The sequence below is a fragment of the Micromonospora cathayae genome (assembly GCF_028993575.1).
GTDB classification, from domain to species: Bacteria; Actinomycetota; Actinomycetes; order Mycobacteriales; family Micromonosporaceae; genus Micromonospora; species Micromonospora cathayae.
This window is the reverse complement of the sequence record NZ_CP118615.1, coordinates 2,102,376-2,115,648: the sequence shown is the minus strand read 5'-3', so window position 1 is coordinate 2,115,648 and position 13,273 is coordinate 2,102,376. Positions and strand designations below refer to the sequence as shown.

Sequence of the window (13,273 nt, the reverse complement as noted above, 5' to 3'; positions counted from 1 at the left end):
GTCACCGGGCGGCCACCTCGACCGGGCCCGCCGCCTTGGCGTCGATCGCGTCGGCGATGTGGGTGACCAGGTGCCCGACGGTCAGGTCACCGACGGTCTCCAGGTCCAGCTTGGCGACGAAGTGCGCGAAGTTGACGGTGTCGCCGTACCGGGTCTGGAGCCGACCGGCCAGGGAGACCACGTCGATGCTCTCCATTCCGAGGTCCTCCCGGAAGGTGGTGTCCATGGTGATCTCCTGGTCGGCGACGAAGTCACCGAGCACGGCCTGGACCATCGTGGTGATGTCGGCGAGGACCTTGGCCTGCGTCGCGGACATGGGGTTGCTCCTTTGCGTTCGGCTGATCGACTGAGCGGGGAAACGGGTCACGGGGAGGGGGCGGTGGCCGGCTCCGGACCCCAGGTCCAGGCGACGACGTAGCGGCGCGGCGGCAGGTCGGCCGGGTTGTCGACCTCACGGTGGCCGACCCGGTAGGTGCGCCCGTCCACCTCGACGGTCGACGCCTCGTCGGTGGCCGACCGCACCCGGATCGGGCGGTTCCCGCCGGCCGGTCCGACGCCCTCGGCCTTGCCGACCGCCTCCCGGGCCGCCCGGAACCGGGTCGACCAGAGCTGCCGGGCGGCGGCGTCCCGGCCGGCCAGCGAGTCCAGCAGCGCCGTCTCGGCCGGGTCGAGCACACAGCCGGCCGGCAGGTCGCCCAGTTCGGCGACGTCGATGCCGACGCCCGGCCCGCCGACCGGCTCACCGGGGGTACGCGGCTTCGCGATGGCGACACCGATCTCCTGGCAGTGCGCCAGCGACACGTCGCAGTCCCGCCAGCCCCGGCCCTGGCGGGCCTTGACGAAGGGGCGACCGTCCGGGTCGTTGCCCACGGTCAGCTCGATCGGGTAGATGTCGGTGTGCCCGTCCTCCCAGAGGCGGGACCGGACGGCGTCCTTGGCGGCGATCCGGCCGAGCATCCACTGCTTGCGGGTCTTCGCCGGCTGCTTCTCGTACTCGGCGTTGGCCGCCCCGCCGAGGATGCCGCGCGCGGCCATGCCCCGGGTGACCAGGTCGGTCCAGCAGTCGAAGGCCATCGTCCAGCCCTCCGGCTGGAACAGCGACATCGGGTACTTCTCCGGGAACCGTTCGGCGATCCGGGCCTGCGGGTGGCTGTCGAAGCGGCGGTCCACCGCGCCGTTGATCTGCGCCCACACCCGGCCCTGGTAGCTGAGCTGGGTGTCCGCGACGAGCTGTCCGTCGTCGATGGACCGCACCCGGGCGACGCACTCGAACGCCCGACCGGGCGGCGGGGGCGGCCCGAAGAACTGCACGTTGCGGAGGCCGACCGGCAGCGCCACGGTCCGTACCGGCTGGGTGGTGATCAGCCAGTTGCCGATGACCTGGAGCGCGTTGTCCAGCAGCGCGCCGGGCGGCACCGGTGCGGTGACCTCGCCCCGGACGTGCATGTCGCCGATGGCGTGGATCTTCGTGACGCCCTGGAACTGCGGGCCGTGGAACATCAGCCGCTCGGCGTACATCTCGTCGGCGGGCAGGGTGGTCGGCCGCTCGGTCGCCGGGTCGTGCGTCCACGGCTGCTCGGTCGGGGCCGGGTAGCCGGCGGCCATCTCGACGGTGGCCCGGGCGTACGTGCCGATCGCGCAGGTGTACCGGTTGTCACCGGCCTCCCGCACGGTGATCTCGACGTCCTGGGCCGGCTCGGCGATCAGCCAGCGGTTGAACTTGGCGTCGTGCACGGCGATCACCCGCTGGCCGGGCAGGAGCTGCTCGGCGGCGTCCATCATGTGCTGGACCAGGGCGGTCGCCGGTACCACCGGCCACCGGTCCTCCACGTCCGGCCAGTCGTCCGGCTGCACGAAGAAGCAGTGGTCCAGCAGGTACGGCATGGTCTCGATGGAGACGCGCAGGGTGACCCGGCCGACCTCCCGGGCCGGCGCGGCCCCGGGTCGGGCGACCGCCGCCGGCGCGGCCACGTTCCGGGCCGCCGGCGTGGCGACCGGCCGGACGGGGACGGCCGGGACGGCGGGGCCGGCCGTGGGCCGGACCGGTGCCGCCGGGACGGTACCCGGACGGACGGGCGCCGCCGGGCTGGTGGCCGGCCGGACGGGCGGCACCGGGCCGGCCGCGGTGGGCCGGACGGGCGGGGCGGCCGGGACGCCGGGTCGGGTCGGTACGCCGGTCGCGGGCCGGGCCGTCGGGACGCCGGGCCGGTTCGGCACGGCGGTACCGGGCCGCACGGGTGGGGTGGTGCCGGGCCGGGTCGGCGCGGCGGTGCCGCCGGCCGCGGCCAGCACGTTCGCGGTGCCCTGGGCGGTGTCCCGGAGCAGGGCGGCCAGTTCCGCGGCGGCCCGGGAGTGCCCGGCGAGCTGCTGCAACGCCGCCAGCGCGGCCCCGGTCTCGCCGGTCACCGGGGCGGTCGCCGCCGGCTGCGCAGCGAGCGGCGCGGCCGGTGCCGGCGCGGCGGGACCGGCGCCGGCAGCGGACACACCGAGCATGCCGGCCGCGTCCTCGCCGAGCCGGACCAGCGGCCCGCCGAGGTCGAGCTTGATGGTCGGGCCGCGCTTGCCGCTGCCCACCGTGCTCTTCGCCGCCGGGGTACGGCCACCGGTGCTGTCCAGGACCCGCAGGTCCGGTGCGCCGCCCTCGACCCAGAGCGCGGTCGCCACCCGGCGGAGCTGGTTGAGCCCGCCCCGGTGCGCCACATTGACCGGGATCGCCAGGTGGTCCTTGCCGCGCAGGTTGTCGTCGATGAGCGAGGCGAGCTGCCCGGCCCCGACCTGGAGGAAGACCCGGAACCCGGCGTCGTACATGGCGGCGACGGTCTGCCGGAACCAGACCGGTTCCATCATGTGCCGGATGAACACCTGCTGGATCTCGGCCGGCTCGTCGGGGAACGGCCCGGCCAGGGTGCCGGACCAGATCGGCCGGTTGCTCGGCCGTACCTTCAGCCGGCCCAGCGCGTCACCGATGGAGCGGAGCCCGTCCCCGAAGATCGGGGTGTGGAACGCCGACTCGAAGGGCAGCTTCTGGCAGAACACGTTCCGCCCGCGCAGCACCTCCACCAGCCGGTCGACCTCGGTCTCCGGCCCGTTGACCACGCACTGCGCCGGCGCGTTGTCGTGCGACAGCACCACCCCGGGGAAGTCGCCCAGGAGGGGCGTGACCTGGTCGGCGGCGGTGGCGACCGCGGCGAAGACGTACCCGGTGATCTTCACCGACTCGGCGCTGAACGCGGCCAGGAACTCGTCCATGCTGGCCCCGTCGGCCTGCCCGCTGACCGCGGCGGCCGTCCACTCGCCGATGCTGTGCCCGGCGACCGCGTCCGGCTCGATCCGCATCCGGCGCAGCGCCTCGTGCAGCATCTTGCCGACCTCGATCAGACCGGCGCCGTGCTGCCCGAGGTCCGCCATCGACCAGGGCCGGTCCGGCAGCCCGAAGTGGGCGGCCAGGTCGGCGGTACGCGGCGCGAACTCCGCCTCCAGACCGGGAAAGACCGAGATGAGCTTGCCGCCGCCGGCCAGCAGCGGGTCCGGGCTGAACCAGATGTCCCGTCCGCCCCGCCACGCCTGCCCCCGGGCGACCGTCTTGCGGGCCACGGTGAGCAGCTTGTCGCTGGGGTTGACGATGCCCAGCCGGACCCGGTCGGCGGCACCGACCGGGCCGGGGGCGGCCTGGGCCCGCTCGGCACCGAGCCGGCGGACCGTCACGTCGTCGGCGGCCAGCAGCTCGGTGAGGGCGGCCGGGGTCGGCGCGGCCAGCCAGAGCACCTGGTCCGGCTCGTCCACCACGACCTTCCCGCCGGCCCCGGTCAGGCCGGTGACGGGCAGCGCCACCCCGCTCCGGTCGGCGACCTGCTCGATGATCACGTGGGCGTTGATCCCGCCGAAGCCGAACGCGTTCACCGCGGCCCGACGCGGGCCGTCGCTCTCCCACGGCCGGGCCTCGGTGATCGGCGCGAACCGGGTTCCGGCCATCTCGGCCCGGGGGTTGTCGCAGTGCAGGGTGGGCAGCAGCATGCCCCGGTGCACGGCCAGCGTCGACTTGATCAGGCCGGCGATGCCGGCGGCCGGCATGGTGTGGCCGATCATCGACTTCACCGAGCCGATCACCGGCTTCGGCCCACCCCGGTACGCCCCGAAGGTCTGCCCGACGGTGGTCAGCTCGGCGGCGTCCCCGGTGGGGGTGCCGGTGCCGTGCGCCTCCAGCATGCCCACCGCGTCCGGGGCGGTCGGGTCCAGCCCGGCCGCCGCCCAGGCACGCTGGATGGCGAGCACCTGACCGGAGACGGCCGGGTTGAACATGCTCGCCGACTTGCCGTCGCTGGAGACCCCGCTGCCCCGGATCACCGCGTACACCCGGTCGCCGTCGCGCAGCGCGTCGGCGTACCGCTTGAGCACCACGATGCCGGTGCCCTCGCCGATCAGCAGCCCGTCGGCGTTCGCGTCGAACGGCCGGATCTCGCCCTGCCGTGACAGCGCCCGGAGCTGGTTGAACACCGACCAGAAGCTGATGTCGTGCACGTGGTGCACGCCCCCGGCCAGCACCGCGTCGAGCCGGCCGTTCTGGAGTTCGGTGATGCCCTGGTCGACGGCGATCAGCGACGACGCGCACGCCGCGTCCAGGGTGTACGCCGGGCCGCGCAGGTTGAGCCGGTTCGCCACCCGGGAGGCGGCCAGGTTCGGCACCAGGCCGATGGTCCCCTCCGGCTGGTACGGGCCGAGCCGCTCGTCGAACTTCTTGCGCAGCATCTCCAGCCGGGCCGGGTCGACGTCCGGGACGAGTTCGCGCAGGATGCTGATGACCTGGCTGGACATCCGGACCCGCTGGGCGTACCGGGCCTGGGCGGGGCTGAGGATGCCGCCCCGGCCCAGGATCACCCCGACCCGCTCCCCCGACGGAAGTCTGTCCGGGCCACCCGCGTCGTCGATGGCCTTCGCGGCCACTTCGAGGGTGATGAGCTGGTCCGGTTCGATCTCGTGTACCGAGGCGGGCATCACGCCGAACTTCAGCGGCTCGAAGGTGGCGTACTCGTCCACGAAGCCGCCCCGCCGGCAGTACATCCGGTCCGCCCGGTGGGCCTGCTCGGGGTCGTAGAACTCGTCGTCCCAGCGGTGCTCCGGGACGTCGGTGATCGCGTCCACCCCGTCGACCAGGTTGCGCCAGTAGCTTTCCAGGTCGCCGGCCCCGGGCATGAGCGCCGCCATGCCGACGATCGCGATCTGCTGGTCGGGCGTCGTCACGTCGCTCACCAGCCCGACGCGGTGTAGACGACCGAGGTGTCGCTCGGGTCGGCCCAGGCCAGCTCGCGGAGCAGGCTGAGCGCGCCCTCCTCCGGGTCGATCAGGCCGATGCCGCGCCGCGCGTACTCCCGGCTCAGCTCGGCGGTGACCATGCCGCCGTGCCCGGCACCCGGGGCCCACGGACCCCAGTGGACGGTCAGGCAGCGGATCCCGGTGCTGGTGGACCAGCGGGTGCCGATGGTGTCCAGGGCGTCGTTGGCGGCGGCGTAGTCGGCCTGGCCCCGGTTGCCGTAGGCGGCGGCGATGCTGCCGAAGAAGACCACGAAGCGGGGCTGGCCGGGCAGCTCGTCCAGGCCGGTGAGAACCGCGCGGGCCCCGTTGACCTTGACGTCGAAGACCCGGGTGAAGGACGCCGGGTCCTTCTCGGCGATCAGCTTGTCCTCGATGATGCCGGCCGCGTAGACCAGCCCGTCGAGCCGGCCGTGGTGCCGGTGGATGTCGGCGAGCAGCGCCTTCGTCGCGTCGGCGTCCCGCACGTCGAGGGTGTGGTAGCGGACCTCGCCGCCGAGTTCGGTCAGTTCGGCGATGGTCGCCTCGACCTCCCGGCCGGCCAGGATGGCCGACGCCCGGCGCTCGATCTCCGCCGGGGCGCGCAGCCCCTGCTGCACCAGGGCGGCGCGCAGCGCGGTCTTGTCCCGGGCGGCGGCCAGCGCCGGGTCCTCCGGGCCCTCCGGGCGGGGGGTACGCCCGACCAGCTCGATCTTGCAGCGGCCGGCCGAGGCGAGGGTACGGGCGAACCAGGGGGTGATGCCCCGGGCCCCGCCGATCAGCACCACCACCGAGTCGTGGCTGAGGCCGAGCGCGGCGACCTCGGAGGCTCCCTCACCGGCCGGGCCGGCACCCCGGGCGGCCAGTTCGCCCAGGTCCACCGGGACCAGGTCGGCCACGTACCGTTCGTCGCCGCGCCGGGCGACGACCGAGGGCTTCTCCTCGCCGGTGGTCAGCAGTTCCTCGAAGATCTGCCGGGCCAGCACCTCGGCCTCGGCGGTCGCGTCCACCTCGACGAAGCGGGCGGTCAGCTCGGGGTACTCGCGGGCGATGGTGCGGAACAGGCCGGGCATGCCGTCGGCGGTGCCGCCGGTGGCCGGCGCGCCGGCCCCGACCAGCCAGCGCGGGTTGGTCGCCAGCACCCGCTGGACCAGCGGGAACACCGACGGCAGCAGCGGGCCTTCGGTCCGGGTCAGGCCGTCGAGCAGGAGGAACCCGTCGAAGCCCTGGTCGGCCTGCTCGCTGTCGAGGACGCCGAGCTGGCCGCCCGCGCCGTGCTCGCCGAGCAGCTCGGCCAGGTACGCCCCGACCGCGCCGCCGCCGGTGATCAGGAACTGCCGGCCGGCGAGGAGTTCGGCCGGGTCGCCGAGGGACGCGGGCCGGACCGACTCCCGGGGTACCAGTCGCTTCGGCGGAATACCGACGTTCATCAGCTCCTCGGCCGGGGCGGCGGCGGGGGCCGAGGCGGCCGGCAGGGCGGCGGTCTCGACCGGGGCCGGGACGGCGGTGGCCGTGCCGTTCATCTTCTGGTCGAGCCAGGTGACCATGGCCCGCACGGTGCGTGCCTTGACCAGGTCCTCCAGCTCCGACTCGTCACCCTCCACCGCGAGGTCCAGCCGCGACGCGACCTCACCGGCCACCTCGGCCCGCTTGATCGAGTCGATCGACAGGTCCGCCTCCAGATCGAGGTCCAACTCGATCAGATCCACCGGGTAACCCGTCCGCTCACTGATCACCGTCAGGATGGCGGCCTGGAAGTCGGCGAGGCTGGCACCGGAGGCGGGGGCGGCGGCCACCGGTGCGGCCGAGGCGGCGGCCGGCGCGGGGGTGCTGCCCATCTTCTGGTCGAGCCAGGTCACCATGGCCCGCACCGTGCGCGCCTTGACCAGGTCCTCCAGCTCCGACTCGTCACCCTCCACCGCGAGCTGCAACCGCTGCGCGACCTCACCGGCCACCTCGGCCCGCTTGATCGAATCGATCGACAGATCCGCCTCCAGATCCAGATCCAACTCGATCAGATCCACCGGATAACCCGTCCGCTCACTGATCACCGCCAGAATCGCGCTCTGGAAGTCCGCCACCGACGGACCGGCCGGAGCCGCCGGGGCCGCGACGGTGAGGGTGGCCGTGGCGGTGACGGTGGCGGTGCCGGCGGCGCCCATCTTCTGGTCGAGCCAGGTCACCATGGCCCGCACCGTGCGCGCCTTGACCAGGTCCTCCAGCTCCGACTCGTCACCCTCCACCGCGAGCTGCAACCGCTGCGCGACCTCACCGGCCACCTCGGCCCGCTTGATCGAATCGATCGACAGATCCGCCTCCAGATCCAGATCCAACTCGATCAGATCCACCGGATAACCCGTCCGCTCACTGATCACCGCCAGAATCGCGGCCTGGAAGTCCGCCACCGACGGACCGGCCGGAGCCGCCGGGGCGACCGGGGCGGCGACCGGCGGGGCGACCGCCGGCGCGGGGGCCAGTGCGGTCGGCGCGGCCAGGGCCGCCCCACCACCGTTGGCCGAGCCGCCGTTCGGGTAGCCGGCCATCGCCGGGACCGGCTCGGCCACCGGTACGACCTGCGGCGGGTAGAGGTCCATCTGCGGTGCCTGCGGCGCGGTGTGCGTCCCGCCGTTCGGGTACCCATCGGTGCGGTACGGCTCCGCCGGCTGCCAGACCAGGCGACCGCCGCCGCCGTCACCGAGGAAGGCGAGCATGATGTCCCGCTGCGAGGCGATCATGTCCCGGGTGGTCCGCAGGAACTCGCTGAGCAGTTCGCTACGGCCGTCGTGCACGACGTGCTGGACGGGGACGGGAGCGGTGGCGGGGGCGGCGTGGGTGGGTGTGCCGTTCGAGGGGCTCATCGGCAGCTCCTTGATCAGTCGGGGAGGGGTCATGCCACCGGGGAGGCAGTCGCCGTTCTGGTCGCGGACGAGCTGGCCGTCGACCGTCCACACCGGACGGCGCTTCGGCTCGGTGGTCGGGGCGTCCGCGGCGACCCGTCCGTGGAACAGCCAGTCGGTGCGGACCGGTACGCCGGCGCAGGCGATCTCGCCGACCGAGATCAGGAAGCCGCGCAGCCCGTCGTTGGTGCCGCGTTCGGTGGCGATGGCCCGGTACGGCCGGTCGCCGAGCACCGCCTTCACCAGCCGGCTGAGCACCTGGCCGGGACCGACCTCGACGAAGGTGCGGGCGCCGGCGGCGTACATGGCCTCGATCTGCTCGACGAACCGGACCGGTTCGCCGATCTGCTCGGCGAGCTGCTGCCGGAGCTGCTCCGGCTGCTCGACGTAGGGGGCGGCGGTCAGGTTCGACCAGACCGGGATGCGCGGCTCGGCGATCCGCCGGGTGGCGAGCACCTCGGCGAACCGTTCCACCGCGCCGGCCACCAGCGGGCTGTGGAAGGCACAGGCCACCGGGATGGCCTTGGCGGAGATCCGGGCCTCCTTGAGCGCCACCACGGCCGCCTCGACCTTGGCGGTCGGACCGGAGATGACGATCTGCTTCGGGGCGTTCCGGTTGGCGAGCACCACCTCGCTGGTCAGGCCGGCCGCCGCCAGCACCTGCGCCACCTCGTCCGGGGTGGCGCTGACCGCGGCCATGGTGCCCGGGTCCTCGCCGGTCGCGCCGAGGATGGCCGCCGCTCGCTCGCGGCTGAGTTCGAGCAGCGTACGGGCGTCGAAGACGCCGGCGACGCAGAGCCCGACCAGTTCGCCGTAGCTGTGCCCGCCGGTCATGTCGGGGCGGACGCCGAGGCGGCGCAGCAGGTGGTCGACGGCGAGCCCGCCGATGCCCAGCACCGGCTGGGCGACCCGGGTGTCGCGGACCCGGTCCTCCTGCTGCTTGCGGGTCTGCTGGTCGAAGGCGGTCGGCGGGAACAGCAGTTCCGCCGCGTCCCGGTCCAGTTCCAGGTAGTGCCGCAGCTCGGGGAAGGTGACGAAGAGTTCGGCCAGCGCGCCGGGGCGCTGGCTGCCCTGCCCGGGGAAGAGGAAGGCGACCTGGCCGGGGTCGACGTCGCCGGCCGGCTGCACCAGGCCCTTGCCCGGGTCGTGTTCCCCGGCGAGGGCCCGCCGCAGCAGGGTCTCCAGTTCGGTCACGTCGCGGGCGACGACGGCGACCCGGGTCGGCCCGCGCCGGCCGGTGGACTGCGCGGCGACCAGCGCGGCCAGTTCGGCCAGCCGGCCGGGGTGGTCCCGGCGCGGGTCGGTGACCAGGACGTCGGCGAGCTGACGGATCGACTGGTGGGCGGCGGCCCGGTCGACGCCGGGGAAGCAGAACAGCTCCGCCGGCCAGGTCCGCCGGGCGTGCCGGGGCTCCGGGGCGTCACCGTACGCGGCGAGCACGGTGTGGAAGTTGGTACCGCCGAAGCCGAACGCGCTCACCCCGGCGATCCGTTCCCGGGCCGGGGCCGGCCAGGGGCGGGCCTCGGTGTAGAAGGCGAACGGGCTGCGCTCGGGATGCCAGGCCGGGTTGGGCCGTTCCAGGTGGATGGTGGGCGGGCGGATGCCGGTGTGCAGGGAGAGCGCCACCTTGATCACGCCGGCCAGGCCGGCGGCGCACTTGGTGTGCCCGATCTGCGACTTCACCGAGCCGAGCGCGCACTGTCCCGGTTCCGCGCCGGACTCGACGAACATCCGGGTGAGCGTCTCCAGCTCGGTACGGTCACCGACGACGGTGCCGGTGCCGTGCGCCTCGACCAGACCGACGTCGCGGGGCGAGATGCCGGTCCGCCGGTAGGCCCGGTCCAGCGCTCGGCGCTGCCCGTCCGGGCGGGGCGCGGTCAGGCCGAGGGCCCGGCCGTCGCTGGAGCCGCCGAGGCCCTTGACCACCGCGTAGATCCGGTCGCCGTCGCGTTCGGCGTCGGCGAGCCGCTTGAGCACGACGCAGGCCACGCCCTCGCCGAGGGCGATGCCGTCGCCGGTGCTGTCGAACGGCCGGGACCGGCCGGTCGGCGAGAGGGCGTGCGCGGAGGTGAACATCAGGTAGTCGTTGATGCCGTTGTGCAGGTCCGCGCCGCCGCAGACCATCAGGTCGCTGTCGCCGCTGGCGAGTTCCTTGCAGGCGGCGTCCATGGCGGCCAACGAGGAGGCGCAGGCCGCGTCGATGGTGTAGTTGGGGCCGCCCAGGTCGAGGCGGTTCGCCACCCGGCCGGCGATCACGTTCGCCAGTACGCCGGGGAAGCTGTCCTCGGTGACGGTGGGCAGCAGCTCCTGCATCGCCTCCGGTACGTCGCCGAAGTACGCCGGGAGCATGGTGCGCAGGGTCTGCGCGTGGCCCATGTCGCTGCCGGCCTCCGCGCCGAAGATCACGCCGGTACGGGAGTGGTCGACGCCCGGGGCGTCGTAGGCGTACCCGGCGTCGACCAACGCCCGGTGGGACACCTCCAGGGCCAGCAACTGGGTCGGGTCGATGCTGGCCAGGGCGGCCGGCGGGATACCGAAGCCGATCGCGTCGAACGGGACCGGTTCGATGAACCCGCCCCACTTGGAGACGCTGATCCGGCCGGTCTCGCCGGGGCCGACCTCGGGGGCGTAGTAGAGGTCGGTGTCCCAGCGTTGCGGCGGCACCTCACCGACGGCGTCCGCGCCGCTGAGCACGGTACGCCAGAAGCTCTCCAGGTCCGGCGAGCCGGGCAGCACGCAGGCCATACCGACGATGGCGATGTCCAGCGGCGCGGGCGCCTCGTCGACCTGGGCGACCGGCGGGTCGAGCTTGCCGCGCAGCGCGGCGAGGCTGTCCGTGTGGTACGTCCGCGCCCCGTCGCTGACCGAGGAGTGCAGCCCGGCGATGGTGGTCGCGGCGTCCCGCAGCACGGTGATCTGGCCGGCCATGAACATGCCCTCGGCGGCCTGGACGTCCTCGCCCACGGCGCGCAGCGTGTCGCCCTCCCGGACGATGCCCTTGCTGGCGATCCGGGCCCGCCCGATGTTGAGCTTCTCCAGCTCCTGCCAGGCTTCCCGGCTGTCCACGCCGGACTCGCGGAGTTCGTCGCGGACCCGGTGGAAGTCGGCCACGAACGGGGTGGGCAGGCAGCGGGTGACGTGGCCGGGCGCGGTCTCGACCACCGCGGTCCGCTCGGCGGCGATGGCCTCCCGCTGGAAGAGCGGCTTGACCGCGCCGTGCTCCACCGCCTCGGCGGTGAACAGGTACGCGGTGCCCATCAGCACGCCGACCTGGAGGCCCCGGCGGGCCAGCGGCGACGCCATGGCGGCGACCATCGCGGCGGAGCGTTCGTCGTGGATGCCGCCGGCGAAGAGGACCTGCACCTGGCCGGCGGCGTCGGGCTCGGCGTCGAGGTACTCGCCGAGCACCATGAGCTGGGCCTCCCACAGCGGGAAGCTGGCCCGGGGTCCGGTGTGCCCGCCGCACTCGGCTCCCTCGAAGATGAACCGGCGGGCCCCCGAGCGCAAGAATTGCCGCAGCAGGCCGGGCGAGGGCACGTGCAGGAAGGTGGTGATGCCCTGCTCCTCCAGGGCACGTGCCTGGGGTGGCCGACCACCGGCGATGATCGCGCAGGCGGGCCGGAGTTCCCGGATCACCTCGAGCTGGGCCTCGCGCAGCTCCTCGGGGGCGAAGCCGAGCACCCCGACGCCCCACGGCCGGTCGCCGAGGCGGGCGGCGGTCTCGGTGAGGATGCGGCGGGTGGGTGCGGCGCCGTTGAGGGCGAGCGCGATGAACGGCAGGCCGCCGGCCTCGGCGACCGCGGCGGCGAAGCCGGGTTCGTCGCTGACCCGGGTCATCGGGCCCTGCGCGACGGGCACCCGTACGCCGAGCGCCTCGGCCAGCGGAGATCCCGGGGCCAGCAGGTCCGCGGCGGTGTCGTCGGTGACGGCGTCGAGCAGTTCGGCCCGGACGGCCCGGACGGCGGCGGCGGTGTCCGGCCAGCGTTGCGCGAAGACCGCGGCCAGCCAGCCGTCCTGGCCGATCGGCACCAGTTCGGAGGTCTCGTCGTGCGGGCCGCCGCGCCGGATGCCCCGGACCCCGTCGACCAGTACGGTCTCGGAGCCGTCCATCCGCCGGATCGCGGCCTTGACATCGGTGGGCAGTTCGGATTCGGGCATCAGGGCGAGCTGGCTGTCCAGGACGACGCCGGCCGCGCCACCGACCAGGCAGGCGGCGGCGGTCCGCGGGCCGATCCCGCCGGCCACCCAGACCGGCAGGTCGAGGTCGGGGTCCGCGACGAGCTGCTGGAGCAGCACGAACGAGCTGAGGTCGCCGCCCCGGCCGCCGGCCTCCATGCCCCGGGCGATCAGCCCGTGCGCGCCGGCGGTGGCGGCGGCCCGCGCCTCGTCCCGGCTGGTCACCTCGACCAGTACCCGGTACCCCGGGGTGATCTCGGCCAGCGGCCACGGCGAGTCGGCCTCGACGACGACCAGGTCGACGCCGCCGGGGGCGACCCGTTCCACGTCCTCGATGGTGGCGAGGCAGCCGGTGGGCACCCGTACCCCGAGTGGGCCGGGCGACCAGGCGACGGCCTGGGCCAGCGCGCGCAGGGCCCAGTCGTCACCGGCGGCCAGGTCGAGGACTCCCAGACCACCGCCGGCGCGGGCGGCGGCGACCAGCCGCGGGGCGGGCTCCAGTGCACCACCGGGGTTGACGACCAGGACGAGGTCGCGCTTGTACGTTGCAGTACTCATCGGGCTCCCACTTCGTTCGCGAGGGTCTCGCGGTGCGACGGGCTGGATCGGTCAATCCGTGGTGACCGGAACCGGAATTCGCATGAATCGATGTTGCGCTCCGTAACAAGCTAGTGGCAGCTTGTTACTAGATGATTAACTCCGAGACCTCCTCACATTCCACCTGCAATTCCTATCGGAACAGCGGGATATACGTTCATCGCTGCCTGGGATAACCGTCGAGAGCCACTCGAAGATCACTGGAGGGGCGACCAAAAGCCCGGTCTCCAGATTGTTAATCATTCCGGCAACAATTTGCCCCACCAGGCGCGCACACGGCAGAAACATGCGACGCATCCATCTGTCTCAATATGCGG

General features: G+C 73.8%; 3 protein-coding genes. All 3 read right to left on the bottom strand.

From position 1 onward, the window contains the following. Window position 1: 1 nt before the first annotated feature. From PVK37_RS09760 to PVK37_RS09750, 3 genes are read right to left on the bottom strand one after another with little or no spacing between them, the layout of a single operon-like run. Window positions 2–316, bottom strand: a complete 315-nt coding sequence (locus tag PVK37_RS09760; protein ID WP_275033497.1) for an acyl carrier protein — start codon at window positions 314–316, stop codon at window positions 2–4. Window positions 317–363: 47 nt separating this feature from the next. Further along, a complete protein-coding gene (locus PVK37_RS09755) occupies window positions 364–5,247 on the bottom strand; it encodes a type I polyketide synthase (RefSeq protein ID WP_275033496.1) in 4,884 nt (1,627 codons plus the stop codon). After that, window positions 5,244–12,917: a type I polyketide synthase gene (locus tag PVK37_RS09750; protein WP_275033495.1), complete on the bottom strand. Its 7,674-nt coding sequence runs from the start codon at window positions 12,915–12,917 to the stop codon at window positions 5,244–5,246. The genes PVK37_RS09755 and PVK37_RS09750 overlap by 4 nt, the downstream gene beginning before the upstream one ends. Window positions 12,918–13,273 lie beyond the last annotated feature (356 nt).

Coding starts and splice junctions, on each gene's coding strand:
- PVK37_RS09750 (WP_275033495.1), bottom strand. CDS start 12,917: ATGAGTACTGCAACGTACAAGCGCGACCTCGTCCTGGTCGTCAACCCC.
- PVK37_RS09760 (WP_275033497.1), bottom strand. CDS start 316: ATGTCCGCGACGCAGGCCAAGGTCCTCGCCGACATCACCACGATGGTC.